Here is a 23,364-nt window from a genome sequence, read left to right as displayed (position 1 = left end):
GTGGGTGCCGGGGGGGGCCCCGGGGGGGGGGGGGGGGGGGGGGGGCGGCCCCCCCCCCCGGGTCGGGGGCGGCCCCACGCCGGCCTGGGTGTTGGGCACGGTGGTCAGCAGCCGCCGGAGGAGGCGGGGGCGCCGATGGTGAGGGTGGCCGGGGCGGCGCAACAGCCGCCGCCGGTTTCTTCGGCGGCTTCGGGCTGGTCGAAGAGGCCCGCGCCGCCGCAGACGCCGGTCTCGGGGAGGGTGAGCTCGACGCGCTCGGCGGCTGCCTGGTCGCCTGCGAGAGCCGCGGCGATGGAGCGGACCTGCTCGTAGCCGGTCATGGCGAGGAAGGTGGGAGCGCGGCCGTAGGACTTCATGCCCACCAGGTAGACGTCCTTGTCCGGGTGGGAGAGCTCGCCCGCGCCGTGGGGGTAGACGGTGCCGCAGGAGTGCTGGTTCGGGTCGATCAGCGGGGCGAGTTCGGTCGGTGCCTGGAGGCGCTCGTCCAGGCCGAGGCGGAGCTCGTCGAGGAAGGTGAGGTCGGGGCGGAAGCCGGTCAGGACGATGACCTCGTCGACAGGGTCCAGGCGGCGGCCGTCCTCACCGACGAGGACCAGGCGGCCGTCCTCGGTCTTCTCGATGGCGTCGGTGCGGAAACCGGTGACGGCGTCGGCGTAGCCGCCGTCGACGGCGGCCTTGGCGGCGAGGCCGAGGGCGCCGCGGGCGGGCAGCTGGTCGGCGGTGCCGCCGCCGAAGGTGGAGCCGCTGATCCCGCGCCGGAGGATCCAGGTCGCGTGCGTCCCGATGCCGTCCTCTTCGTTCTTGGCGAGGTCGGCGAGGTAGGCCAGAGCGGTGAATGCGGAGGCACCTGAGCCGATCACGGCGGTGCGCTTGCCGGCGTAGCGGGTGCGGACGGCCGGGTCCTTGAGGTCTGGGACGCGGTACGTGATGTGGTCGACCGCGCTCTTCTCGCCGAGTGCGTGCAGGCCGCTGCCGCCTGCCGGGCTGGGGGTGGACCAGGTGCCGGAGGCGTCGATGACGGCGCGGGCGAAGATCCTCTCCTCGCGGCCCTCGGGGCTGGTGAGGTGGACGACGAAGGGCTGGGTTTCGCGGTCGGCGTCGACGATGCGGTCGCGGCCGGTGCGCGAGACGCCGGTGACGGTCGCGTTGTAGCGGACGCGGTCGCCGAGGACGTCGGCCAGGGGCTGGAGGTAGAGCTCGGCCCAGTCGCCGCCGGACGGGTAGGTGGCACCGTCGGGCTTCACCCAGCCGGTAGGGGCGAGGAGCTTCTCGGCCTCAGGGTCGACGACCTCGGACCAGGGGGAGAAGAGGCGGACGTGCGACCAGTCGCGCACGGCGGACGCGGCGGCCGGTCCGGCCTCCAGGACCAGGGGCTCGATGTCCCGCTCGATGAGGCGGGCAGCCGCGGCGAGTCCGATCGGGCCGGCGCCGATCACGACGACGGGCAGGGCTTCGGTAGATGCGTTCACGGCGTTCACGGCGTTCACGGCGGGCTCCCCAGTTGATTCGACGTCTGTCGATGTCCTGACGCCTCCAGAGTGGACCCTGGATCGACGTTCGTCAACATAGACATCCGTCGAAATTTCTCGGATGATGGGGGCATGACTACGAAGGTGTTGCCGCTGCTGGAGCCGGAGGCCGTGGCGGCATGCTGCTCGCCCCTGTCGGAGCGCCCGCTGACGGCCGAGGAGGCCGAGCGGACCGCCGTCATGTTCAAGGCCCTGGGCGACCCGGTCCGCCTGCGGCTCTTCTCGCTGGTCGCCTCGCACGAGGGCGGCGAGGCATGCGTGTGCGACATCTCCGACGTCGGCGTCTCCCAGCCGACGGTCTCCCACCACCTGAAGAAGCTGCGGGAGGCGGGGCTGCTGTCCTCCGAGCGGCGCGGCACCTGGGTGTACTACCGGGTCGAGCCCTCGGTGCTCGCCGCCATGGGCCAGCTGCTGACCCGCGCGGCCTCCGTTTGAGCATCACCATCGCGCCGCTGGCCGCAGCGCACGCGGATGAGGTCCTGGCGATCTACCAGGCGGGAATCGACGAGGGCAACGCCACCTTCGAGACCACCACCCCCACCTGGCAGGTGTTCGAGGCGAGCAAGCTGCCGGAGCACCGCTTCGCCGCCGTCGGCGAGGACGGCAAGGTACTGGGCTGGGTCGCGGCGAGCGCGGTATCGGACCGGTGCGCGTACGCGGGCGTGGTCGAGCACTCCGTCTACGTCCACCCCGCCGCCCGCGGGCAAGGAGTCGCCATGCAGCTCCTCACCGCACTGATCGACTCGACGGAGGCCGCGGGAATCTGGACGATCCAGTCCGGCATCTTCCCCGAGAACCGCGCGAGCCTCGCCCTCCACCAGCGGGCCGGCTTCCGGATCATCGGCACCCGCGAACGCATCGGCCGCCACCACGGCGTATGGCGCGACGTGGTCCTGCTGGAGCGCCGCAGCCCCGCTGTCACCTGACGTTTCCCGTCTGCCGGTCAGTACGGGCGCGGGGACATGACGTGCTGCTCGCCGTCGGGCAGGTGCAGGATGCAGCGCGGGACACCGGGCCCGGATGCCGTCCTGACCTCGGCCGAAGTCGGCGGGTCGGTGGGCAGTTCAATGGGCAGGACGATGGGCCGGTCGTGGGCGGTCGTCTCGTGGGCGACTTCCTTGCCGTCCACGAGGACTTCCACCACGGGGTTGCGGCCAGTCTCGACGGTGACGCTTACCGAGTGGCCGGCGTGGTCGATGTGGAAGTGGTGGCGCATGTGCATCGGACGGCCTTCCCGCAGGCCCCCCGGACAGCCTTGCGGTTCCAGGGTAGGCGTGCCGGCAGGTCACGGCGCGGAGCCTTGCCCTGCAGTCAGGACAGCAGGGATGCGATCCCACGTGCGGCGTCGCGGGCGGGACGGCCAATGCCGATGAGGGTGGCGGAGGCGGGGCCGGTCCAGTCTCCGTAGCCGAGCAGGTGCAGACGGGGCTCATCCAGCGCCCGGGTGCCGGCGGTCGCGATGTGGCCGCGGGTGCCACGCAGGCGCAATGAGGCGAAGTGGGCGAGGGCTGGGCGGAAGCCGGTGCACCAGATGACCGCGTCCGCTTCCGCGAGGGTGCCGTCGGCCCACTCGGCGCCCGTGGCGGTGAGGTGGGTGAACATCGGCTTCGCATGCAGGAGTCCGGCATCGCGGGCGGCGCGTACGGGCGGCACAGCCACGATGTCACCGAGGGAGGCCACGCCACCGGTGTCGGTGCGGCCGGCGTCCAGGGCGCGGCGGCGGGCGGTGGCCGCGTCGAAGAGGGCCCGGCCGTCGATGTCGTCGGCCAGGTAGCGGGGCGGACGCTGGGTGACCCACGTCAGCTCGGCCACAGAGGCGAGGTCGGCGGCGATCTGGGCGCCGGAGTTGCCGCCGCCGACCACGATCACCCGCCGGCCCGCGAACTCGGCGGGGCTTTCGTACTGCACCGTGTGGAGCTGGCGGCCGGAGAACTCCCGGCGACCGGGGACGGCGGGGATGAACGGGCGGGTCCAGGTGCCGGTCGCGCTGATGACCGCGCGGGCCTGCCAGGCGCCCGAGTCGCTCGCCACCCGCAGACGAGCGCCGTCGCGATGGACCGCGTCGACCCATGCGCCGCGCTGGACCGGCAGCTCGTAGCGCTTCTCGTAGTCGGCGAGGTACTCCACGACATGTTGTGCGTCCGGGTACGTCTCTCCGGGCTGGGCGGGCATCAGCCGCCCGGGCAGCGAGGAGTACTGCGCCGGGGAGAACAGACGGAGGGAGTCCCAGGTGTGCTGCCAGGCCCCGCCGGGTGCCGCCTGGGCGTCGAGGATGACGTGCTCGATGCCCAGCCGGCGCAGGTGGTAACCGGCGGCGAGCCCTGCTTGGCCGCCGCCGATCACCACCACGTCCGTGCGCTGCGTCATGCTGCGGGCTGCTCCGTGTCGCTCTTGCCGCGCATGAAGATGACCGCCACGAGCGCCAGGCCCACCACGGCGCCGACCAGCTGCATGCCGATGAAGCCGACCACCGAGGCCGGTGCGATGCCCGCGAAGGTGTCGGTGAAGGCGCGGCCGATGGTGACCGCCGGGTTGGCGAAGGAGGTGGAGGAGGTGAACCAGTACGCGGCGCCGATGTAGGAGGCCACGGCGACGGGTGCGAAGCGGAGGCGGTCGGTGCGGGCCAGGCCGAAGATCAGCAGGATCAGGCCGGCGGTCGCGACGACCTCGCCCAGCAGCAGGTTTCCGGCGGAGCGGTCGTGCGTGGACCACTTCACCAGCGGCTCGCCGAACATGGCGTCGGCCAGGATCGCGCCCGCGATGGCCCCGACGATCTGCGAAGGCGCGTAGACAGCGAGCTCGCGGGCGGTGACGCCGGCGCCGCCGCGGCGGGCGGTCCACCACTCGGCCAGGGTGACGGCCGGGTTGAAGTGCGCACCGGAGACCGGACCGAGCAGGGCGATCAGGACGCCGAGCCCGAACACGGTGGCGGTGGAGTTGGCCAGCAGCTGGAGAGCCACGTCCTGGGTGAGCTCGGTGGCCTGGATGCCGGAGCCGACGACGATCGCGACCAGGGCCGCGGTGCCGACGAGCTCGGCGGCGGCGCGGGCGATCAGCGGGGTGCGGGGCGGGGTCGCGCCGGGGGCGGGCTGGGGCGCGTCGGCGGCTATGTCGCTCTCCACTGCGGGGGCGGCGACGGGCTCGGTGGCGGTCAAGACGGGTTCTCCTCGGGCAGGTGAGGCAAAGCGCGGAAGGCTATGGGCAGGACCGCTTGAGGTTCGCTTCGGCGGTGGCACGCGCGGTCGTGGCGAGGTCGGCGAACTGACCGGCGAGGACTTCGATGACTTCCGGACGCAGGCGGTAGTAGATGTACCTCCCGCATGGCTCCGTATCCACGACCCCGGCCTCGCGCAGCACCTTCAGGTGGTTGGAGAGGTTCGTCTGCTTGGCACCCGTCTCCTCCACGAGGTGGGTGGTGCACAGCGTCTCGCGAGCGAGCAGGGTCACGATCCGGAGCCTGAGCGGGTCGGCCAGAACCCGGATCAGATCAGTGTCGACTGACGTCATCATGGACTGATACTGTCACATCAGCTGAGGCTGACACCAGTCCGAGCTGACCTTATTGGCTCCTTTGAACGGGAACGCCATGTCCACGCCTTCCTCGCCCCTCCTGCCGGACGAACGCCTGGCTGCGGGGGCTGCCCATCTCGCCTCCCGGTACGCCGGCCACTTCGCGCCGGAAACCGTGCTGAGCCTGCTCTCCGATTCCTCCGCACGTCTTGCCGAACAGGCACGGATCCGCACGCACCTGGTCGTGCCGGCGGAACGGCTTACCGCCGAACGCCTGGACGCCCTCGCCCACACCCAAGGGCTGACGAGCGGGCCGACCCGGGTGCTGTTCGTGTGCAGCCAGAACGCCGGCCGCTCCCAGATGGCCGCCGCCCTCCTGGCCCACCGGGCAGGCGAGCGGGTAACGGTCTCCTCCGCGGGCACCCACCCCGCCGACGCGGTGGAGCCGCACATCGCCCAAGCCCTCACCGAGGCCGGCGTGGACCTGGCCGATGCCTACCCCAAGGCCCTGACCCAAGAGGTCGTCCAGGCCGCCGACGTCGTGATCACGATGGGCTGCGGCGACGCCTGCCCCGTCATGCCCGGCCGCCGCTACCTCGACTGGCCCGTGGCCGACCCCGACGGAGCGCCGATCGCCGTCGTCTGCGACATCCGCGACGCCATCGACGCCCACATCACCGAGCTGCTCACCCAGCTCGCCCCCTGAAGCCCCACAGATCCCCACAGATCCCCACCGCAGTCGCCTCACCCCAAGGAAGAACAGATGTCCTCCGCTCCTGCCGCCTCCGTCCTGTTCGTCTGCATCCACAACGCGGGCCGCTCCCAGATGGCGGCCGGGTTCCTGCGCCACCTCGCGGGCGACCGCGTCGAGGTCCGCTCCGCCGGCTCCGTCCCCGGCGAGCAGATCAACCCCTCGGCCGTCGCCGCCATGGCCGAGCTGGGCATCGACATCTCCGACCAGAAGCCGAAGGTCCTCACCCCCGAGGCCGCCCAGGCGTCCGACTACATCATCACGATGGGCTGCGGGGATGCCTGCCCGTACTTCCCCGGCAAGACCTACCTCGACTGGCAGCTGGAGGACCCGGCCGGCCAGGGCGTCGAGGCCGTCCGCCCCATCCGCGACGAGATCAAGGGCCTCATCGAGGGCTTGATCGCCGAGATCGACGCCAAGAAGCAGGGCTGATCCCGTGACCGACGCGACCACCGCCGACGAGGCATACGCAACGTCATCATCATCGGCTCCGGCCCCGCCGGATACACCGCCGCCCTCTACACCGCCCGAGCGCAGCTGAAGCCCCTGCTGTTCGGCAGCTCCATCTTCGTCGGCGGGTCGCTGACCACCACGACCGAGGTGGAGAACTTCCCCGGCTTCCCCGACGGGGTCGACGAGGGTGGCGTTGAGGACCAGGCCGACCAGGAGGACTGCGGAGAGGTACGTGCACAGCAGGGTCTGCTTGGAGTCGGCGACCGCGCTGGCGGAGCCGAGTTCGCGACCGGCCCGGCGTTGGGCAGCGGAGAGGAAGGGCATCACCGCGAGCGACAGGGCGGCAATGACGATGCCGGGGATCGAGCGGTCGGCCTCGCCGGAGCCGCCAGGCGACCGCGGTGGCGGAGGAGACCTCGATGACCGAGTCGAGGCCGAAGCCGATCAGGGCGGTGGAGGAGGCGGGCGTCCCTGCGGTGATCGCGACGATCGCCTCGATGATGTTGTAGGCGATGGTGGCGGTGACGAGCAGGCGTATTCGGCGGGCCAGCACGTCTCGGCGGGCCGGTGACGGACCCAGCGATATCGAGGCCATCAGCAGCAGCCCTACGTCTCGGATTCCAGGCAGGCCTTGTCGGCCTCGACCGCCACCACGGCGGCGCGCAGGTCGTCCAGGGCGTGGGCGAGGCGTTCGTCTGCGAGTTCGTAGCGTGTGCGCCGGCCGTCGGGAACGGTGACGACCAGGCCGCAGTCGCGTAGGCAGGCGAGATGGTTCGACAGCCGGGTCCGGGAGACCCCGAGCCGGTCAGCCAGATCGGACGGGTACGCGGGAGCCCTGGCGCCGCGCCAGCAGCAGGCGGCAGGCGGCAGGCGGCAGGCGGCAGGCGGCAGGCGGCAGGCGGCAGGCGGCAGCGGATCGGATCGGCGAGCGCGCGGCCGAAACGAGCCGGCACCTCGATGTCAGAAGCGACGGTCAGCACACCGCAACAGCACAAAGAATCCTGAATTCAGGGAACCATGGATCGCGGTTTCCGCAGGCGGATCTCTCTCCCGTCGAGCTATCGGCGGCGCGCAGAGATGAGCAAGCCGGCCAGGGCCAAGACCATCCAGGCCGTGAGGTAGGTGAAGGCCGCAGCCGGGGAGACGGTGGTCCAGAGGATGCCGGCGATGGTGCTGGCGGCGAGGTTGCCGAGGGACTGGACTGTGGCGAGCATGCCGAAGGCGGAGCCGCGCAGGCCCTTCGGTGCGAGGGCGGCTACGGCGGAGTGCTGTGCGGTCTCGACCGCGCCGATACCGACGCCGGCGAGGACGAACGGGATCGCGAGAAGGGCGATCGCGGAGGCGTCGATAGTGAACAGGCCGTAGGAGAAGGCGAAGGCGGCGACGCCGCCAGCCAGGACGATGACCGGTCCACGGTGGCCGAGCTTGTCGGAGAGCCGCCCGGCGGGGACGGAGGCGACGGTGGCCGCGACGTTGTAGGCGGCGTACAGGCCGAGCGCGATCGTGGTCGCGGTCTTCGTGCCGTGTTCGGGAGTCAGCAGGTCCGAGGCGCGCAGAATCAGCAGGGTGGCGGCTACGTTGCCGACCTCGAACGCGGCGACCGCACCCAGCAGTTTGCCCAGGTCACCCCGGAGGACGGGCTTGATGCGGATCTTGAGGGGCACCTTGTCCCTGCTGGTCGGGCGCGGGGTCTTGCGGATCGCGTAGATGATCGCGCCGGCGGCCATCAGCCCGGGAATGACCGAGAGGCCGATCGCCCACTGGACGCCGACCCACGCGACCAGGCCGAGAGCAAGCAGGGGCCCGAAGATCGCGCCGAGGTTGTCCATCATCCGCTCGAACCCGTACGCCCGCCCGTACGCCTTGGGCGGGACGATGTCCGCCAGCAGGGCGTTGCGGGCAGGTACCCGAAGCCCGCGTGCGGTCCAGGCGGCGGCACGGAGAAGACCCACCTGCCACACCGCGGTGGCGCCCGCGGTCGCCGCGCCCAGTACCGCGGTCGTCGCGTACCCGCCGACGGCGACCTTCCGACGTCGCGCCGGATCGTCGGCGAGGACGCCGCCACCGAACCTGGCCGCCCCCGCCAGCGCGTCGGAAATACCCTCGATCGCCCCCAGCGCAGCGGCGGGAGCGCCGAGCGTGGAGGTCAGCAGGGAGGGCAGCAGCGCGGTCGGGATCTCATGGCCGACGTCGGCGAGGAAACTGGCCGAGCCGATACCTTTGACGCCCGGGGTGAGCCACCGGTCCTGGTCGGGGGCGGTGTCAGCGGGCGGCGCGGTGTCAGTCATGTTGGGCAGTCTGACGGGCGCAAGGAGTCGTTCACAGTGGACGATCCCACCAGCTCCGCAGGCCGGGGTCTGCGATCTCTCCGAGGCCGCCGACCTCGCAGATCGCAGGAGAACCCAAGTCTTCGAGCGCATCTACGCAACGGAACGGTGATCCGGGCTGCCCCTGCCTGCCCATCGTTCGGGTTCCCGTGCCGGCTTCGCCCGGGACGGAGTCCCCGGACTCCCCGGAGCGGCAGTTCCGGTGGGCCTCCCGGGGCGGCCAGGGTCGGGTGCAGCCGATATGGCGTGCGCGGCGAGGCCCGGTGCCCCAGAGGGCTCTGGGGCATCAGCATCACCGGGCCGCCCCGAACATACGGCTCTCCGGATCCGCTGAAGGCCATAGTCGCTCACCGCAGCCGACCACCACGAGTTCTGCGGTTGACGACAGCCCGGCAGGCGGCTGCACTGGATACATGGACGCTGCGGCGACTCCACACTAGGGAGAGCAGCGATGACAGCCACGGATACCTTCAACCTTCTGCAGCCGTACAAGATCGCCGAGGAGACGTTCGTCATCCCGTGGGCTCTTGAGGCCCCGCCGGTCGGCCACTTCCCGATGAACTCGATGGTGATCCGGGGAGCCGAACCGATCCTCGTGGACACCGGGGCGCCCGCAGTGCGCTCCCAGTGGCTGGAGGCAGCCTGGTCCGTCGTGGATCCCCTGGACGTACGGTGGATCTTCCTCACCCACGACGACCGCGACCATGCCGGCAACCTCCTGGCGGTCCTCGCCGACTGCCCGAACGCGACCCTGCTGACGACATGGTTCTCCATCGGCCGCATGGCCGAGGAGTGGGAGACCCCCATCAACCGGTGCCGCTTCATGACCGACGGCGACACGATCGACGCGGGCGACCGCACCCTGGTCGCCAAACGACCGCCTCTGTACGACAACCCCACAACCCGCGCCCTCTTCGACCCGAAGACCAACGTCCTGTGGGCCGTCGACACCTTCGCCACGAACGTGCCGACCCCCATGCCCGAAATGGCAGCGCTGTCGCCGGACGAATTCCGCGACGGCCAGTTCTTCGGCGGAAGGCTGGTCTCCCCCTGGGTCGCGCTGCTGGACGCCCAAAAGTTCGGGACGGTGGTCTCCGCATTCCAACACCTGAACGCCGAGGTCATCGCCGGCTGCCACTGCCCTGTCCTCCGCGGTTCCCAGATCCCCGAGGCCTACGACCTCCTCCGCCAGCTCCCCGAGATCCCACCGTGGGCAGAGTTCACCCAGGCCGACCTGGACCAGTGGATGGCGGTTGCCGAGAGTTCGGTTCCGCCGGAGCAGCCGCGGCCGTCGGGGACGTGAGACGCGCTGTCGCACGGCGCCGCAGTGCCGTGCACACCGGTGTCCGGCGTCAGTGACCGTGGTCACTGCCGCTCAGTCTCTGAGAACCGCGACCCGCGCGGATGTGGGCGGATCACCCGGTCGCGCAGGTCCGGGACCGGGCGTACGTGCTGCACCATCCGCCCGGTCGTGGGTGAACTGACCCCGCACGGCGAGCTCATCGCACTGCCCGACGAGCCGTCGTGCTGGGGGCTGGACCCGTTCGCCGCAAAGCCGGGCTCGGCAATTCGAGCAGACGCTGCGGAAGTTCGCGAGCCTGTGATCCGGCACTCCGGTCTGGGGACGAAACGGGGGCCACCCCCAACCCACCCGGCACTCCCGGACGACCTCATCGTCAGCGGTAGTATCCCTCGACCACGGACCGCACCTCGTCGAGCAGCGCGGGGCCCTCCTGCGGCACCGGCGGCCGGCCGCTGCCCGGCCTGATGTCCAGGAGCTGTTCGTTGGACAGGGCGAACACCACCCGTCGTAGCCCCGCCCGTTGGATGACCGCCTCGCACATCCCGCACGGCTGGCAGCTGGTGTACATCGTGGTTCCCGCCGCGGTGGCCGCGTCCAACTCCCTCGCGGCCCACCTCGCCAGCTTCAGTTCCGGGTGCGCGGTGATGTCCTTGTCAGTGAGGGTCGTGTTGTGCGCCTCTGCCAGAACCGTCCCGTCCGGTCCCGTCAACAGCGACCCGAACGGCGGGTCACCGCCCTCGCGCGCCTTGGCTGCGAGCGCGATGGCGCGCCGGAGGAGGGTGTGGTCGTCAAGTGTGGTCATGACTGCTCCGTTCAGGTGCGGGGAGAGTAGAAGTGAGCGGCCACCGTGGCGAGCGCCTGCCAACCCGCCTGTGGGCGGCAGGTCTCGCGGGGGTCGCCGTTGTAGGGGTCGAGGACAACGGTCTCGGCGCCCAGCAACCGCAGTTGGTCGAGGTCGTCCATGATCTGGTCGATCGTTCCCTCCCCGGCGAGGCGTTGCGGTCCGGTGACCGGTGCCTCGGTGAGCTTGAGAGCGATCCGGGGGGCCAGGGCGGGCACGGGGAGGTGTTGCTCGTCCGCGCACGCCTTCAGCCTGACCACTGCTTCACGCAGCCACGGCATGGTGCAGCGCAGCGGATGCCATGCGTCCCCGAGCCGCACGGACCGGCGCAGCCCCGCGTCGCTGTTGCCGCCAACCCATACCGGGATCCTCCTGTTTCCATAGGAGGAGGTGTTCGCCCAGGCCGCCCGAATGTCCCGCAGGTGATCGTCGGTCAGTCGTCCACGGCGTTCGAACGGGATCCCGAGAGCAGCAAACTCCTGCCGTGCCCAGCCCACCCCCACGCCGAGGACCAGCCGGCCACCGCTGAGCTGGTCCAGGTTGGCCGCCATACGGGCGGTGAGCAGGGGGTGTCGGTAGGGAGCGATGAGGACCGTCGTGCCAAGCCGGACCCGAGTGGTGAGACCAGCCAGCCAGGACAAGGTGGTGAACGGCTCGTAGAAGGGCGCCGGATATCGCTCGGCTACGTCGGGAGTGATGGCGATGTGGTCCGAGACCATCAACAGGTCGAAGCCCAGGCCCTCCACGGTCTGGGCCCAGCTCCGCAGGATTCCCGGGTCGGTGCCGGGGCCGAAATTGAGGACGTTGATTCCGATCTTCACGAAGCCCAGGCTAGTCAGGGACCAGGGACTGCCAGAAGGAATTCCTGCCTGTTCAGACGCGGTTCGCCCGTGGATCGCCCGGTAATCTGGGCGGATGACCGGGAATCTTGACGCGACAGACTGGGCGATCCTGGATGAGCTTCAGCGGGACGGCAGGATCGCGTTCACAGAGCTGGCACGGCGGGTGAATCTGAGCGCGTCGGCGACGACGGAGCGGGTGCGGCGGCTGGAGGCGGCCGAGGTGATAACGGGGTACCGGGCGGAGGTGGACCTCGAGCGGACCGGATACATGGCGCTGGCCGTTGTTCGGCTGAAATATCCGGGAACCCGGCACGAGCCCTTGCGTCAACTGCTCGGGGAGCGCTCGGAGATCCTGGAGTGCCTGCGCACCACCGGAGACGACTGCTACGTCCTGAAGGTGGCAGCCACGTCGATGGCCCAGCTGGAGGAGATTGTCGACGCGCTGGCCCAGTTCGGGAGCACGACCACCAACCTCGTCCTCAGTCGGACTCTGCCGTTCCGCGGCCCACGAGAGCCTGGGGCCACTACCCGGCCGCTCTGAGGCCCGCGGGGCGTACGTGATCGGCACGGCCCGGGCGGCCAACCACACCTTCCTGCGGGAGCTCCGCGCGGACGAACTGCTCGACTACACGAGGCCGACTTCACGAGCCTCCGTGATGTGGACGTCGTGATCGACACGATCAGCAGGGAAGCGGGGGCCTCTCCCCGGGCGCCGACCAAGATCCGGGCCAGTTCCGGACCAGCCCACTACGCTTCCCCGCAGGCAGCCCGATTCTTGCTGATCAGCTGAGGTTCGATGCATGTACCACCAGCAGACGAAGAGCTGGGCGTCCCCCGGAGCTGGTTCAACGCGCTGCCCTTGGCGCCCGGACAAGGGAAACGCACGGGTCACCATGCATCCGACGGGCGTGGTGGTCGCGTGTGGTCCCAGGCTGAAGGAGCCAGACCCTTCTCCGCCTCGTGGAGGCGAATTGCCATGCGCACCACCGCCGGCTTCGCCGTCGCCGTCCCACCCCAGCCCGTCGCCGGACGACGGGGCGGCGGGGCGGCTACCCCAGCCAGGATTCGGCCGAGCAGGCCCTGCGCCGGTTCCTCGAGGGAGAGGCCGGCGGGTTCTACGCGGACCCGAAGCAGACGGCCGCCGCCTACCTGAACACCTGGCTCACCGCGAAGGCCCTCGTGCTGAAGCCGACGACGATGGCCCGGTACCGCGACTACGTCCGCAACGACCTCGTCCCCGCGTTCGGCACCCTCAGGCTCGATCAGCTCGATCAGCTCGATCAGCTCGCTCACCGGCACATCTCGGCCTTCGTCACCAGCCAGCCGGCCGCCGGCCGCGGCCGGACGACCCTTTACCGGTGCCTGGCCACCCTCTCCAGAACGGCAGATCTGGACCGCGGGCGAAGCCGTCCGCTTCCTCCAGCACTGCCGGCACACCGACCCGGAGAGGGCCGACCTGTTCGAGTTCCTCATCGGCACCGGCCTGCGCAAGGGCGAAGCCCTCGGGCTGCACTGGACCGACGTCCACCTAAAAGAGAGCGTCCTCTACGCACGTTGCACGCTCTCCGCGATCGACACCAACCACCTCGTCATCACCACCCCGAAGACCCGTACCAGCAAGAACTGGGTCGCCATCTCACCCCGCGTCGCGCCGCCCTCCAACACCGGGCCCGGTCAAGGGCTCACGCCCACAGCGACCCAAGCGACCCGTTCTCCGGGCTCGTCTTCTGCAGACCCGACGGCCGACCGCTTCGGCCCCACACCGTCCTCGACCGGCTCCGGCAGCTGTCCCAAGAAGCCGGCGTACCGCGGGTGACCGTTCACGACCTGCGGCACCTGGCCGCCACCATCACCATCACCGCGGGCGTGCCTCTGACCGTGGTCTCCAAGACGCTGCGGCACTCCACCCTGTCGACCACCGCGAACCTCTACAGCCACCTCACCCAGCAGGCAGCCCGCGAAGCCGTCAACATCATCGACCACACGCTCACCGGAGCCGAGACGGCCAACCACCCAACGGGCCGTACGGCGTGGCTGCGACCACCACGCGACCACATCCACCGGCTCAGTGAGGTCGTCCGCCGAATCCGCTCCCCCGCGGCACCGGCCTTCCGCGCTACGGCCTCCCGGCCACAGACCGGACCTGCGACCACACTGCTACCACCATGGCCCCGGACGCACGAAAGGCCGCCCTCTCGATAGCGAGAGAACGGCCTCCGACCTGCTAAAAGCATGGTCGGGACGACAGGATTTGAACCTGCGACCCCTTGACCCCCAGGAGTGAGGTTCGTGGGTATTTTCTGGATATAACAGAGTTAATGGGGGCGTAAGTTGTGCGTAAGAGGCTCCATCGTGCGCCATCACGCATACCGTGTGGTGCCCAACTGGTCCCCAGCGAGCGGGCTCTGCCCTGCCATCAGGCACTCGGCGAGGCGAGGCGGCATGAACCAACCCACGCACCGCGGCCGCCGCGGGCGTGGTGGCCCGTGGATACGATCAAGCACCGCGTCCGCGCGGTTCTTGCCGGTCTGCGGGCCGGCCTCGTCGAGGTCATGACCTCTACCGCAGGTAGCCCACGAGCCCTTGCGTCCCCAGTTCCTCGCGCGAGGCGGCGTCATCGACTGACGGGCTTCGTCCTCGAAGAGGCTCCAGCCCTCACACGCCGCCGCGGTGTTCTTACCCGCGGCCAGGTCTCCTTCTTCCAGACCGCGATCGCCGCGGCGTCCCGCTCGATCGCCCGCCGGGCTGCTGCCAGGACCAGCCGTGCCGCTTCAGCAGCAGCCACGTGCCCTCCACCGTGTAGCTCACGTGGAGCAGGTGGCCGATCAACGTCTTGATCCGTGCAAGTGTCCACCACTGGTCGGCCCAGCCGTGGACCATCGGCCCGCGTTCCAGCTCCCGTTCCTGCCTCGCGATCTGCGCGTCGCTGAGCCTCGGCCGCTCCGACGACCCCTTCGACAGGACCCCGCTTCGCCGCGCTCGCGCCATTGGCGGCGCCACCGGCTCACTGACCCGCAGCGCGGCAGCGATCTCCCTGTTCTTCTGCCCGCCCTCGAAGCGTCCCACGGCCTGCAGCCGGACCCGCTCCCTCACGGCCCTCCCGGCGTCGGTCAACCCGCCGCCCTGCGCGTATCTCACGGTCCAGGGCTACCGGAGCGGGACCGGCCGCCGTCAGGCGAACGCATCCGACACCACCCAATCAAGTTCAGTACCTTGCCCAGAGCATGTTCGGTAATGTGCCGCGGTGTACTTCACCACGGCGCCCAACGCGCGGGAATCTGCCCGTACTCGTCCAGGCATAGTCTCGCTCGGAGACGACAACTGGGATGACTACGGGTTCAAGACGGTCTTCCATTTGCTGCGGCGCATCGGCGCCTGCGACTTCTGGGGCAGAACCCGGCCGTGGTGCGCGACGCGAAGGCGTTCAACTACCACTTCCCCCGCAGCGCGTTCTCGGGCCTGCCGTCGTTCGGCGGCTCGTACCCGGCCGCACAGAACGACAACAGCTACCACATGTTCTCGGCGGGCGGCACGGACTGGCTGATCCTTGCCCTGAAGTACGCGCCCACCGACGCCGAGATCGCGTGGGGCAATCAGGTCATCGCCGACCACCCGAACCACCAGGTCGCGATCGTGACCCACGCCTACCAGAACGGCACGACGAAGGACTCTGTCGGCCGAAAGCTGTGGACCAGGCCGGCGGGGTCGACCGGATCGCCCGAAGCCCCGAATTCACCAACCGCATCCGGCAGTCCGTCATCAGCCAAAGCCGCTTCCAGATCGAGCACTGATCCACTACCGCCCTCAGCCGCCGCTCGCTTCGCCGGTCAGCACGGCCCCCGCCCGCACCATCGTCAAGAGCAACCATCAGCCGCGGGGCGAGGGGGATCTCATCCCGGCCCATCGGTCATGGGTAGCACCTCGGTTCGCCGGGGCGCTCGAAGTAGAAGCCCCGCGGCCCTTCGGGTTCCGGGGCACCGTCACACAGGCAGGACCGGCCCCCGCCTTCCACCAGAGCGCTGCCGTCGTGGAGGAGTTTGCCGTCGAAGCGCCGCCCGACAGAGCCGAACAGGTATGTACCGCGGCCGAGCCGCATCAGCCCCGCGACCACGCACCGCGGCGGGACGGGCAGTCCACCCGACACCAGCGGGACAAGTAGGAACAGGTTCCTCTTCTCGCGTGCGCTCGGGCCGGTCCACAGCGCGACGATGACGGCCGCGTCGTCCGGCGCGGGAACACACCCGCGGACGTAGTACGGCCTGGCAATGGGAGTGTCTGTGTAGTGCGAGAGGGCTGCGGAAACGGCATGCTGTGCGCGGGCAAGGCAGCCCTCGGAGCAGGTCAGTTGACCCATGACGGGCATTTCTACATCCCCCGGCAATAGGCCGTGATGACTCCGACCTTCCCCTTCGCCCCGGGCGCTTCGTACCTGCCGTCGTCTGTGGTATTGGCGTAGCGGACCTTGACCACGAAGTCGACCTGACGGCCCTTCTTGATGGCCGATCCCCAGTACTCGAGGTCGCGCTGCTGGTCGGACAGCTTGTCGGGCTTGCCGTTGAGGGCGGCGTTGATGAGCCTGCAGCTCGTGCTGCCATGCGGCCGGGAGAAGTGCTGCCACCCCAGCTCGGAGTTCCCCGTCCGCGTGGGGATGCGACGGCTGTCCCAATCCGTCTGCACGCACCTCTCCGTCGTGTCCCAGGACTCGAGCGGGGCGCCGGCCGGAGCGGCGCCCAGGAGTGCCACGACCGCCACCAGCACGGCCGCCCGCTGTAAAGAAGCAGTGATCACCCGTCAAGGATCCCGACCTCCTCGCCGATGCGTACAGGGGCCGCAAGTGCATTCACCCGAATGCTTCGACCGCACTCGGCGGGCTGGTTCCCCGCATTCGGTCGTCCACCCGAGATGGGCGTGGCCGAGCACGACCCGATACCCACGCCCGCCACGCAGAGATCCGGGGTCATCGATTCAGGGCCGTTCGGTGCCCGTGCGGCCCCGGCGAGCGCGCCGGGGCAACACCGGCGGGAACCGCGTTCCGGTGATCGGCCAGTTGGGGCAGGCCGACAAGAACCCTGTCCGCAACGTGCGCCGGATCGGCAGCGCGGAATCGGGCCACGCCGGGGGCGTCACGTGGCGTGGGGACGGGTCCGGTTCCGGCCGGTGGTCATACGGGGTCCGTCCCGGTGGACGCGGCGGCTGTGAACGTGTTCCACGGTTGTGAGGATGCGGTGGTCGCCGCACACCCCTGGGGTGAGTCCGCGCCCCACCCCGGCTGCGTCACGCCGCCCCCGGCCGACGGTCACTCCTGGCGATCGCCCGCGTCGATTGCCCGCCGTCGGCCAGTCACGAGAGGGGCCTGTGGTATTCCGACCCCGTGCCGTTCCACTCCAGGTCCGCGGCCCGGTCGTGGTGGTTCACCGTGCCGGACGACGGGTGGTTCGCCACTCCGCCGACGGAGGAACCGCCGATGACGGCGGCCAGGATGAACGGCAGCGCCAGAACAGCGACCGAGAGGGACTGACGCAGCGGAACGCCGGATTTGTATCGCTTCATTTTATGCATCCGTTCTGGTGAGTTCTGCGCCGCGTGCCACGGGGCCCACAGCGATTGGCCATGCTGCCAGACCGTGATCAACAGGCGATCAATGTGCAGGTCGGGCAGTGAATCGGTGGCTGCTGTGCACAATGCCGCGACGGCCGCCTCCGCGACGAAAGCGACTTCCCACGGGCCGTGAACGACGTCATGGAGCGACGCTCCGGTCCGCCGTTAGGCCACCCATGATCTCCGCGTCGTCGGCCAGGATCGCCTGGTGCAGGGCATGCAACTGCCGTCCGGGGAAGATTCCCAGGTCGTCGGCGAGCAGCTGGTGCGCCTCGCGATAGGTGGCCAGCGCGGCGTGGCGTTGGCCGGACCGCCACAGGGCCATCATGAGATCCGCGCGCAGTCGTTCCTGGTGCGGATGATCAGTGACCGTGGCGAGGAGTTCGGGAATTATCTCGAAGTGCTGACCGTCCGCGAGCTGCGCCTGGAAGTACTTCATCAGCAGTCCGAGCCGGAACTGTTCCAGCCTGGCCGCCTCGGCCTGCATGACCAGAGTGTGGGTGAGGCCGCTCAGAGGCTTACCCCGCCACAGCCGGATCGCTTCGCGCAGCAGCCTTCCGGCCTCCTTGGGCGCACCGTTGTGGAGGCTTTCCTGGCCGAGCCGCCACAGTTGCTGGCACCGCACCAGGTCAACCTGATCGGACTCGGCCGTGAGCTGGTACCCGTCGCTGGTCGTGATCAGACGGACGCCGGTCGCGTAGGCGAACTGCCGGCGCAGGCGGCTCACGTACAGTTGGATGTTCTTCTTGGCGCTCGAAGGTGGCGTCTCCCCCCAGACGGCCTCGATGATGTTGTCGACCGAGACGTGCCGGTTGGCATGGAGACACAGGTAGGCGAAGAGGATCTGTGGCTTCGCTCCTCCCGGGGAAACGGTGACACCGGACACGAGGATCTCGAGCGGCCCTAAGAGATTCAGCTGAGTGGGGCCGGTCTCGACCCCCGCGTCCGGGTCGGCGTCCGAACGGGAGGCTCCGCCGCCCTGCCACGCTCTGCGCATGAGCTCCACTTCTACCCCCTTACGAGAAACAAGGACCATCCGAGGAAATAGCGACGCGTCCTGATGACGGGCCGCATGTCAGACGAGGGGCGGGGTATAGACTCATCCGGATTCCTATTTTATGAACTCATCGGCGACCCGGGGCGGCCACGAGTTGATTTGCAGTATTCCCGTCGAGTAGGCGAGCGCGATCAGCGCCACCCGATTCGGCATGCCGAACTGCCGGAGCATGCGCGAGATGTGGTAATCGACGGTCTTGGGGCTGATAAATAAACGTGAGGCCAGAAATTCTGATGTCAGTCCTGCCGCGGTTCCTTCGAGGATTTTCGCCGCCATCTCACCGATGACCAGACTCTCCCTGACGGTCTTCGGGCCGGCGGGGTCCGTGGGGTGGAAGAGCTGTATGGCCACGGCCCTGTTCGGCGAACTACCCCACAGGGCTGTCGCCGTGAGCACGGCACTGAGCGGTGTGGCAGACCGTCGCCGCAGTGCTATGCGGTGACTGAACTGGTCCCGATCTCCGACGAGCAGCTGGTTCAGGCCGCGGTCAAGAGCCTCGCGGAGGTCCGATTCTATGAGGTAGCTGAACGGCTTTCCGTACAGTTCCTCGCCCGACCCGCCAAACTGCCGGAAGAATTCCGGACTCCCGTACTGCATTTGGTGCTTACGGTCGAGGAAAACCAAGAACTCTCTGTCCGTTGTCAGCGCGGAATGACCCATTCGTGCTCCTGTGGCTTTCGACTGCACCCTGCCGGCCCGATCGACGGCGACTCGCAAGGCAGACCTGTCGTAGGCGCCGCCAGGCATGGAGCGCTGCACGCGCCCGACCTGTTCGGTTACGGCCATACTGGCTCACGGCGATCAGCGCACGATCAGTGCGGAATCGATGAGCGCGGGAGCTGCCCGCACCCGGGAACTCTGCGGTCCCGGGCCCGCTTCCGAGGAATGGCAGCGGGACGGCGGCCGGCACCCGGGTACAGCGAGCGGAGCGGCACCGGGCGCCGGCGGACCGTCCGGTCCCCGAGCCGCGACGACGACGGGCCGGCCGGGGTCCTCGGACCGGTGCCCGGTGTCAGCAGGGCTCCGGACGCCCGATGGCGACCGGTACGGCCTCCGCCGTCGGGACGCGCGGAATCACCGCGGATCGGCGTACCCGGCGGCCAGGTCACCGAGCGAGACCGGTGCACCGGGATCGGGCAGGGCGGCAAGCCTGGTCCGCCTCGCGTGGTCCACCAGGTCCTGAGGGGTCAGACCGGCCAGTGCCTTGCTCACGTGCTCGAGCATGGCGGTGGCGGCGGCGAGGACGGCTTCGTCGTCCAACGGGCGCGCTTCGACGTTCATCGCCCTGGCCGTGAGCTTCTGAAGGCTGCGGAACAGATCGCCCTTGTGGACCTCACGGATCGTCAGCGACAGGTGCACGGACAGGCCGCCGCTCCCGACTGCCTCATGGGCGAAGGCGCGTGGGATGTACAGGACGTCACCGGCGTGCACGGTGGCGCGCAGCACCTCCGCCGGCTTCTCCCCTTCCGTACTCCCCTCGCGCCATTCACCGTTCGCCGGTCCCTCGTAGACACGCCAGTCCTTACTGCCGGCCAGTTGGAGAACGAGCACATCGGCGTCGTCGCGATGCAGTGGAGCTCCCTGGGCGCCGGGCGGGGTGACGAAGCAGAACGCCTCCACCGGCCGCTGGAGTTCGGCCGACAGACGGGCCAGCAGATCGCGGGTGGGGCGGTGCCACTGGTCGACCCGGTGCAAGAGCAGGGTCGCGCCCTGCTCGATCAGCCCCCGTATCTTCTTCTGGTCGGCGAACCCCGGATGGGAGACGCCTCGGACCGAACGTGCCGAGAAGTAGGTGTCGGCGGGCAGGGGACCCTCGGCGCTGGTCATCTCCAGGTAGGGCTCGAGCAGGAAGCCGCTGGCGAGGGCGTCGTCCACGTCGGCCGGCGTGAAGGGACTGACGAGGGAGCCGTCGGGAGTGAAGACACTGGGACGGCGGCGCCAGTGGTCGGCGGCGAAGGCCACTGGGTCGCCGACCCACCGGGACAGTGTCGTGGAGTGCGCAATGGTCATGTCGTGCGTTCCTCTCTGTGCTCGGACGATGTGCGCCGGGGCACGTGGGGCCTGAGAATGGGCAGGTCGCCCCGCTCGAAGCGCCGTTTCGTCTCGGAGATCCGCACCTTGCCGCTGGTCGTCACAGGAAGGCCGCCAGCGGGCAGCAGGGCGACCTCGGAGACGTACAGGTCGAGGACCTGGGCGAGCCGGCGCCGCACCTGGGCGGCCACCTGCGCGGGGGACGGTGCGCCGGAGCCGCCGGTCACTTCCGCCACCAGGCACAGGAGTTCACCGGCCGCCTCGCCCCCGACGGTGAAGGCGGCGCACCGCCCCGGTCTGAGGCCCGGTACGTCGGCACAGGCCGCGGCGATGTCCACCGCGTGGAAGTTGCGGCCGCGGTGCACGAGTACGTCGTCCGTCCGTCCGAGGACGAACAGCTGGCCGCCGTCGAGGAACCCGAGGTCCCTGGTGGGGTGCCAGTGGGATCGCCGGACCGGCTTGCGCCAGTAGCCGCTGAAGAGTTGCGGGCCCCGGATGTAGATCTCTCCCACGCGGTGCGGGTCCTGGCGGCCGTCGCCGATGCGTACCCGGGTTCCCGGCAGCGGGACGCCCGAGGAGAGCAGGGTGGTGGAGGGGGTTCCCCGCGCGGCGCGGACCGCGTGGCCCGCACGCAGTGCTTCGGTGCTGACGGCGAGGCGGAGCGGCGGGAGTTCGGGGGTGGTGGCGGCGACCGTGAGGGTCGCCTCCGCCATCCCGTACGAGGGACACAGGACCTCGGCCCGGAACCCCGCTGCCGCGAACCGGGCGGCGAACCGCTCGGCGGTGGCGGTGCGGACCACCTCACCCGCGCTGCGCGCGACCCGCCATGCACGCAGGTCCAGGGTGGCCATCTCGTCGTCGGTGGTCTTGCGCGCGCACAGGTCGTACGCGAAGTCGGGAGCGCTGGACAGTGTGCCGCGGCAGACGGTGAGAGCGGAGAGCCATTCCGCCGGACGGCGGGCGAAGCGCTCGGTCGGCAGGAGCACGGACTCGTATCCGCTGAACAGCGGCCTGAAGATTCCGGTGATCAGACCCATGTCGTGGCTGAGCGGCACCCATGTCACGGCGACGTCGGCCGGGCTCTCGCGGTAGCAGACGGCCGCCTGGCGGCAACTCGACCGCAGGGCGCGGTGATCGATGACGACGCCCTTGGGAGAGCCGGTCGATCCGGAGGTGTACTGGAGAAAGGCGGGCGTTCGCGGGCTCACCCGTGCGTCGGGCCCGCGGCCGCGCTCCGGCAGGGCGGCGGCGACCGCCCGCAGCTCTTCCCAGGTGCGGATCGGGACCCGCGTGGCGGAGTCCTCCAGCGCGGCGCGCACCGTGTCCCGCCACGCTTCCGTGGTGATCACGAGAGCCGGGCAGCAGTCCCGGACGATGGCGCGCACTCGCTGCTCGAACGCCTCCGCGCGCATCGTTCGCGGGCCCGGGGCGGGAACCGCGACGAGTCCGGTGCCGATCACGGCGAGGAGGACGGCGGCGAACGTCTCGTCGTTCGGCAGCACCAGAACCACCCGGTGTCCGGGTTCGGCGCCCAGGCCCCGCAGCGCGCGGGCGACGGTGTCCACCAGCCGGTCCAGTTCCCCGAAGGTCGTACGGCCCAGGATCTCGCCTTCGTCCCAGTTGGTCAGGGCGATGGCGTCCGGCCGATGCCGGGCGTGGTGCCGGAGCCATCCGGTGGCTGTGGCGGAGTCGTGGGCTGGTCCTCCGCTACCGGGGACCATGGGGAGCGCTCCGGGCCAGGACGCCGAGATCGGCCCGCCTCAGCTTGCCGCTGGGCGTACGGGGCAGGGAGCCCGAAACCGCGAGCACGACGCGCGGGGAGGGCAGGTCCAGTTGTTCCGCCGTGGCCTCGATGGCGGGCACCGGGTCCTGGAAGTCGGCACCGTGACCGTGTTCCACGAAGCACACCGGAACGTCGCCGGCGCCGTCGAAGGCGGCGGCGTCGGTGACTCCGGGCAGCAACCGGATGTCGTGCTCGAGCCGCGCCATCCGGATCTCCCGCGGACTCTCGGCCCGGCCGAGGACGAACAGATATCCCTCGTCGTCGAGATGGCCCACGTCCCCGGTCTTCAGCACGCCGGTGTCGGACGGAGCCCGGTCGGCCGCCCGCAGCAGGATGTCTATGTCCCCGGTCTCGCCCGCGAGCACGGGCCGGCCCTCCCGCGAGATCTCGACCCGGATCCCCGGCAGGGGCCGTCCGACCGATCCCGGCCTGGCCAGCCACTCCGCCGTCGTGATCTCGGTGATGACACCGTGGGACGTGCCGTAGTACTCGTGCAGGACCGGCCCGAACAGGTCGATGGCCGCGCGCTTGACCCCGGGTGGGCAGGCGGCTCCGCCGTGGAAGACGACCTGGAAGGGGTGGCGCAGTGCCGCACCGGCCTCGACGAGGTCGGTCAGGCGGTCGGGGCTGAGCATGACGCTGTCCGCACGGTGGCGGTCCGCCAGCTCCGTGAAGGCGTCGCAGGACCAGGTTCGCTGGACGACGACCGTGCTGCCCGCCTGCAGCGCGTACAGGGCGGGGCCGAGAGTGCCCAAGTGGTAGGTGGGGTTGGCCATCAGATGCGGGCCCCGGCCGGCTCCGGCGCCGTAGCGTTCGACGACCGCGACCCCGCGGTACGGCCTGCGTGGGCGTGTCCGCGCCACGGCCTGCGGCAGTCCGGTGGTGCCGGAGGTGGCGAACACGAGGCGGCCCGCGGCCGGCGGCGTCGCAAGCGTGCCGGGGCCGTCCGCCCGGGCCGTCAGCTGCGTGTCCGTCACGACCGGGCAGGGCAGGGCGGGGCCGTCGGCCCAGGGCTGCGCACTGATGTGCGCGGCGGTGGACACCGAGGCGAGCAGGGACGGTCCCATGGGAATCCCGAGCAGCTCACGGTCGATGGGAAAGAGTCCGAAGCCGTGTCGCAGCGCGGCCAGGGCCAGTGCGAAGAAGGCCGGCCCGGTGGGGATGTCGGTCGACACGACCGCGCCGTCCGGGATCCCGTGGGCGCGCAGCCCTCGGGCCAGGGCGTCCGCACGACCGGTGAGATCGCCGTAGGTGCTCTGCTCGCCGTCGGCGATCACGGCCACGCGGTCGGGGTGGGTCCGCGCGGTGGCCCAGGGGTCCCAGAGATAAGGCTTCATGA

Annotated in this window: 25 protein-coding genes and 3 pseudogenes; 8 read left to right on the top strand and 20 right to left on the bottom strand. The window is 70.1% G+C overall.

All coding sequences use genetic code 11. The features are described from left to right. Positions 1 to 104: 104 nt before the first annotated feature. On the bottom strand, positions 105 to 1,469 hold the full coding sequence (locus tag ACFWBN_RS32585) for an NAD(P)-binding domain-containing protein (protein WP_385182946.1): 1,365 nt from the start codon (positions 1,467 to 1,469) through the stop codon (positions 105 to 107). Between the two features lie 132 nt (positions 1,470 to 1,601). Between ACFWBN_RS32585 and ACFWBN_RS32580 the strand changes: the two genes are divergently transcribed. Then, positions 1,602 to 1,964: an ArsR/SmtB family transcription factor gene (locus ACFWBN_RS32580; RefSeq protein ID WP_385182935.1), complete on the top strand. Its 363-nt coding sequence runs from the start codon at positions 1,602 to 1,604 to the stop codon at positions 1,962 to 1,964. Next, positions 1,961 to 2,455, top strand: a complete 495-nt coding sequence (locus tag ACFWBN_RS32575) for a GNAT family N-acetyltransferase (protein ID WP_385182932.1) — start codon at positions 1,961 to 1,963, stop codon at positions 2,453 to 2,455. The genes ACFWBN_RS32580 and ACFWBN_RS32575 overlap by 4 nt, the downstream gene beginning before the upstream one ends. A 17-nt stretch (positions 2,456 to 2,472) precedes the next feature. On the opposite strand, the gene ACFWBN_RS32570 is transcribed toward ACFWBN_RS32575, so the two are convergent. From ACFWBN_RS32570 to ACFWBN_RS32555, 4 genes are all read right to left on the bottom strand, one after another. Then, on the bottom strand, positions 2,473 to 2,751 hold the full coding sequence (locus ACFWBN_RS32570) for a hypothetical protein (RefSeq protein ID WP_385182929.1): 279 nt from the start codon (positions 2,749 to 2,751) through the stop codon (positions 2,473 to 2,475). A gap of 89 nt (positions 2,752 to 2,840) precedes the next feature. Then, on the bottom strand, positions 2,841 to 3,896 hold the full coding sequence (locus ACFWBN_RS32565; protein ID WP_385182926.1) for an ArsO family NAD(P)H-dependent flavin-containing monooxygenase: 1,056 nt from the start codon (positions 3,894 to 3,896) through the stop codon (positions 2,841 to 2,843). Further along, the gene (locus ACFWBN_RS32560) at positions 3,893 to 4,684 is read right to left on the bottom strand and encodes an aquaporin (protein WP_385182923.1); all 792 of its coding nucleotides are present in this window, start codon (positions 4,682 to 4,684) and stop codon (positions 3,893 to 3,895) included. Before ACFWBN_RS32560 ends, ACFWBN_RS32565 begins: the two co-directional genes overlap by 4 nt. Positions 4,685 to 4,724: 40 nt before the next feature. Continuing rightward, positions 4,725 to 5,039, bottom strand: coding sequence for an ArsR/SmtB family transcription factor (locus ACFWBN_RS32555; RefSeq protein ID WP_385182920.1), 315 nt, complete (start codon positions 5,037 to 5,039; stop codon positions 4,725 to 4,727). A 76-nt stretch (positions 5,040 to 5,115) separates the two neighbouring features. Between ACFWBN_RS32555 and ACFWBN_RS32550 the strand changes: the two genes are divergently transcribed. From ACFWBN_RS32550 to ACFWBN_RS32540, 3 genes and pseudogenes are all read left to right on the top strand, one after another. Next, positions 5,116 to 5,745 (top strand): low molecular weight phosphatase family protein, encoded by a 630-nt coding sequence (locus ACFWBN_RS32550; protein ID WP_385182917.1) that lies wholly within the window; start codon positions 5,116 to 5,118, stop codon positions 5,743 to 5,745. 57 nt (positions 5,746 to 5,802) lie between these two features. Further along, positions 5,803 to 6,222, top strand: coding sequence for an arsenate reductase ArsC (locus ACFWBN_RS32545; RefSeq protein WP_315895706.1), 420 nt, complete (start codon positions 5,803 to 5,805; stop codon positions 6,220 to 6,222). 4 nt (positions 6,223 to 6,226) lie between these two features. Continuing rightward, positions 6,227 to 6,426, top strand: a pseudogene (locus ACFWBN_RS32540) (NAD(P)/FAD-dependent oxidoreductase); the annotation flags it as partial. Here the strand turns inward: ACFWBN_RS32540 and ACFWBN_RS32535 are convergent. The 3 genes and pseudogenes from ACFWBN_RS32535 to ACFWBN_RS32525 all read right to left on the bottom strand — a co-directional run. Next, positions 6,415 to 6,838 (bottom strand): annotated as a pseudogene (locus ACFWBN_RS32535) (cation transporter); the annotation flags it as partial. The pseudogenes ACFWBN_RS32540 and ACFWBN_RS32535 overlap by 12 nt on opposite strands. An 11-nt stretch (positions 6,839 to 6,849) precedes the next feature. Further along, positions 6,850 to 7,223, bottom strand: a pseudogene (locus ACFWBN_RS32530) (ArsR/SmtB family transcription factor). Positions 7,224 to 7,301: 78 nt separating this feature from the next. Further along, positions 7,302 to 8,531, bottom strand: coding sequence for an MFS transporter (locus ACFWBN_RS32525; protein ID WP_385182913.1), 1,230 nt, complete (start codon positions 8,529 to 8,531; stop codon positions 7,302 to 7,304). Between the two features lie 490 nt (positions 8,532 to 9,021). On the opposite strand from ACFWBN_RS32525, the gene ACFWBN_RS32520 reads away from it, so the two are divergent. Next, positions 9,022 to 9,873, top strand: coding sequence for an MBL fold metallo-hydrolase (locus tag ACFWBN_RS32520; protein ID WP_385182910.1), 852 nt, complete (start codon positions 9,022 to 9,024; stop codon positions 9,871 to 9,873). 373 nt (positions 9,874 to 10,246) lie between these two features. Here ACFWBN_RS32520 and ACFWBN_RS32515 read toward each other — a convergent pair whose 3' ends face one another. Both ACFWBN_RS32515 and ACFWBN_RS32510 read right to left on the bottom strand, forming a co-directional pair. Beyond that, positions 10,247 to 10,675: a nucleoside deaminase gene (locus ACFWBN_RS32515; RefSeq protein WP_385182908.1), complete on the bottom strand. Its 429-nt coding sequence runs from the start codon at positions 10,673 to 10,675 to the stop codon at positions 10,247 to 10,249. An 11-nt stretch (positions 10,676 to 10,686) separates the two neighbouring features. Beyond that, complete coding sequence (locus tag ACFWBN_RS32510) at positions 10,687 to 11,535, bottom strand: LLM class flavin-dependent oxidoreductase (protein WP_385182905.1); 849 nt, start codon at positions 11,533 to 11,535, stop codon at positions 10,687 to 10,689. A 94-nt stretch (positions 11,536 to 11,629) separates the two neighbouring features. On the opposite strand from ACFWBN_RS32510, the gene ACFWBN_RS32505 reads away from it, so the two are divergent. Both ACFWBN_RS32505 and ACFWBN_RS32500 read left to right on the top strand, forming a co-directional pair. Beyond that, positions 11,630 to 12,097, top strand: a complete 468-nt coding sequence (locus ACFWBN_RS32505; protein ID WP_385182902.1) for an Lrp/AsnC family transcriptional regulator — start codon at positions 11,630 to 11,632, stop codon at positions 12,095 to 12,097. Between the two features lie 419 nt (positions 12,098 to 12,516). Further along, the gene (locus ACFWBN_RS32500) at positions 12,517 to 13,758 is read left to right on the top strand and encodes a tyrosine-type recombinase/integrase (protein WP_385182899.1); all 1,242 of its coding nucleotides are present in this window, start codon (positions 12,517 to 12,519) and stop codon (positions 13,756 to 13,758) included. A 474-nt stretch (positions 13,759 to 14,232) separates the two neighbouring features. Here ACFWBN_RS32500 and ACFWBN_RS32495 read toward each other — a convergent pair whose 3' ends face one another. From ACFWBN_RS32495 to ACFWBN_RS32450, 10 genes are all read right to left on the bottom strand, one after another. Further along, entirely contained in the window at positions 14,233 to 14,436 is a 204-nt protein-coding gene (locus ACFWBN_RS32495; protein WP_385182944.1) for a winged helix-turn-helix domain-containing protein, read from the bottom strand. A 764-nt stretch (positions 14,437 to 15,200) separates the two neighbouring features. After that, complete coding sequence (locus tag ACFWBN_RS32490) at positions 15,201 to 15,344, bottom strand: hypothetical protein (RefSeq protein WP_385182896.1); 144 nt, start codon at positions 15,342 to 15,344, stop codon at positions 15,201 to 15,203. 119 nt (positions 15,345 to 15,463) lie between these two features. After that, positions 15,464 to 15,910 (bottom strand): hypothetical protein, encoded by a 447-nt coding sequence (locus tag ACFWBN_RS32485; protein ID WP_385182893.1) that lies wholly within the window; start codon positions 15,908 to 15,910, stop codon positions 15,464 to 15,466. Positions 15,911 to 15,921: 11 nt separating this feature from the next. After that, on the bottom strand, positions 15,922 to 16,344 hold the full coding sequence (locus ACFWBN_RS32480; RefSeq protein ID WP_385182890.1) for a hypothetical protein: 423 nt from the start codon (positions 16,342 to 16,344) through the stop codon (positions 15,922 to 15,924). A gap of 552 nt (positions 16,345 to 16,896) precedes the next feature. After that, on the bottom strand, positions 16,897 to 17,106 hold the full coding sequence (locus tag ACFWBN_RS32475; protein WP_385182887.1) for a hypothetical protein: 210 nt from the start codon (positions 17,104 to 17,106) through the stop codon (positions 16,897 to 16,899). A 187-nt stretch (positions 17,107 to 17,293) separates the two neighbouring features. After that, positions 17,294 to 18,151, bottom strand: coding sequence for a BTAD domain-containing putative transcriptional regulator (locus ACFWBN_RS32470; protein WP_385182941.1), 858 nt, complete (start codon positions 18,149 to 18,151; stop codon positions 17,294 to 17,296). A gap of 114 nt (positions 18,152 to 18,265) precedes the next feature. Continuing rightward, positions 18,266 to 18,871 carry a LuxR C-terminal-related transcriptional regulator gene (locus tag ACFWBN_RS32465; protein WP_385182884.1) on the bottom strand — a complete coding sequence of 202 codons (606 nt, stop codon included), beginning with the start codon at positions 18,869 to 18,871 and terminating at the stop codon, positions 18,266 to 18,268. Positions 18,872 to 19,285: 414 nt separating this feature from the next. Further along, positions 19,286 to 20,221: a JmjC domain-containing protein gene (locus tag ACFWBN_RS32460; protein WP_385182880.1), complete on the bottom strand. Its 936-nt coding sequence runs from the start codon at positions 20,219 to 20,221 to the stop codon at positions 19,286 to 19,288. Then, positions 20,218 to 21,963, bottom strand: coding sequence for an AMP-binding protein (locus ACFWBN_RS32455; protein ID WP_385182877.1), 1,746 nt, complete (start codon positions 21,961 to 21,963; stop codon positions 20,218 to 20,220). The genes ACFWBN_RS32460 and ACFWBN_RS32455 overlap by 4 nt, the downstream gene beginning before the upstream one ends. Further along, a complete protein-coding gene (locus tag ACFWBN_RS32450; protein WP_385182874.1) occupies positions 21,950 to 23,362 on the bottom strand; it encodes a class I adenylate-forming enzyme family protein in 1,413 nt (470 codons plus the stop codon). Before ACFWBN_RS32450 ends, ACFWBN_RS32455 begins: the two co-directional genes overlap by 14 nt. Positions 23,363 to 23,364 lie beyond the last annotated feature (2 nt).

Source organism: Streptomyces sp. NPDC059989 (assembly GCF_042736975.1).
Taxonomy (GTDB): domain Bacteria; phylum Actinomycetota; class Actinomycetes; order Streptomycetales; family Streptomycetaceae; genus Streptomyces.
The sequence above is the reverse complement of the archived record's forward strand: the minus strand, read 5'-3'. Positions and strand labels throughout refer to the sequence as shown.

Coding starts and splice junctions, on each gene's coding strand:
- ACFWBN_RS32580 (WP_385182935.1), top strand. CDS start 1,602: ATGACTACGAAGGTGTTGCCGCTGCTGGAGCCGGAGGCCGTGGCGGCA.
- ACFWBN_RS32570 (WP_385182929.1), bottom strand. CDS start 2,751: ATGCACATGCGCCACCACTTCCACATCGACCACGCCGGCCACTCGGTA.
- ACFWBN_RS32565 (WP_385182926.1), bottom strand. CDS start 3,896: ATGACGCAGCGCACGGACGTGGTGGTGATCGGCGGCGGCCAAGCAGGG.
- ACFWBN_RS32555 (WP_385182920.1), bottom strand. CDS start 5,039: ATGATGACGTCAGTCGACACTGATCTGATCCGGGTTCTGGCCGACCCG.
- ACFWBN_RS32550 (WP_385182917.1), top strand. CDS start 5,116: ATGTCCACGCCTTCCTCGCCCCTCCTGCCGGACGAACGCCTGGCTGCG.
- ACFWBN_RS32545 (WP_315895706.1), top strand. CDS start 5,803: ATGTCCTCCGCTCCTGCCGCCTCCGTCCTGTTCGTCTGCATCCACAAC.
- ACFWBN_RS32525 (WP_385182913.1), bottom strand. CDS start 8,531: ATGACTGACACCGCGCCGCCCGCTGACACCGCCCCCGACCAGGACCGG.
- ACFWBN_RS32520 (WP_385182910.1), top strand. CDS start 9,022: ATGACAGCCACGGATACCTTCAACCTTCTGCAGCCGTACAAGATCGCC.
- ACFWBN_RS32515 (WP_385182908.1), bottom strand. CDS start 10,675: ATGACCACACTTGACGACCACACCCTCCTCCGGCGCGCCATCGCGCTC.
- ACFWBN_RS32505 (WP_385182902.1), top strand. CDS start 11,630: ATGACCGGGAATCTTGACGCGACAGACTGGGCGATCCTGGATGAGCTT.
- ACFWBN_RS32495 (WP_385182944.1), bottom strand. CDS start 14,436: ATGGTCCACGGCTGGGCCGACCAGTGGTGGACACTTGCACGGATCAAG.
- ACFWBN_RS32485 (WP_385182893.1), bottom strand. CDS start 15,910: ATGGGTCAACTGACCTGCTCCGAGGGCTGCCTTGCCCGCGCACAGCAT.
- ACFWBN_RS32475 (WP_385182887.1), bottom strand. CDS start 17,106: ATGAAGCGATACAAATCCGGCGTTCCGCTGCGTCAGTCCCTCTCGGTC.
- ACFWBN_RS32470 (WP_385182941.1), bottom strand. CDS start 18,151: ATGCGCAGAGCGTGGCAGGGCGGCGGAGCCTCCCGTTCGGACGCCGAC.
- ACFWBN_RS32465 (WP_385182884.1), bottom strand. CDS start 18,871: ATGGGTCATTCCGCGCTGACAACGGACAGAGAGTTCTTGGTTTTCCTC.
- ACFWBN_RS32460 (WP_385182880.1), bottom strand. CDS start 20,221: ATGACCATTGCGCACTCCACGACACTGTCCCGGTGGGTCGGCGACCCA.
- ACFWBN_RS32455 (WP_385182877.1), bottom strand. CDS start 21,963: ATGGTCCCCGGTAGCGGAGGACCAGCCCACGACTCCGCCACAGCCACC.
- ACFWBN_RS32450 (WP_385182874.1), bottom strand. CDS start 23,362: ATGAAGCCTTATCTCTGGGACCCCTGGGCCACCGCGCGGACCCACCCC.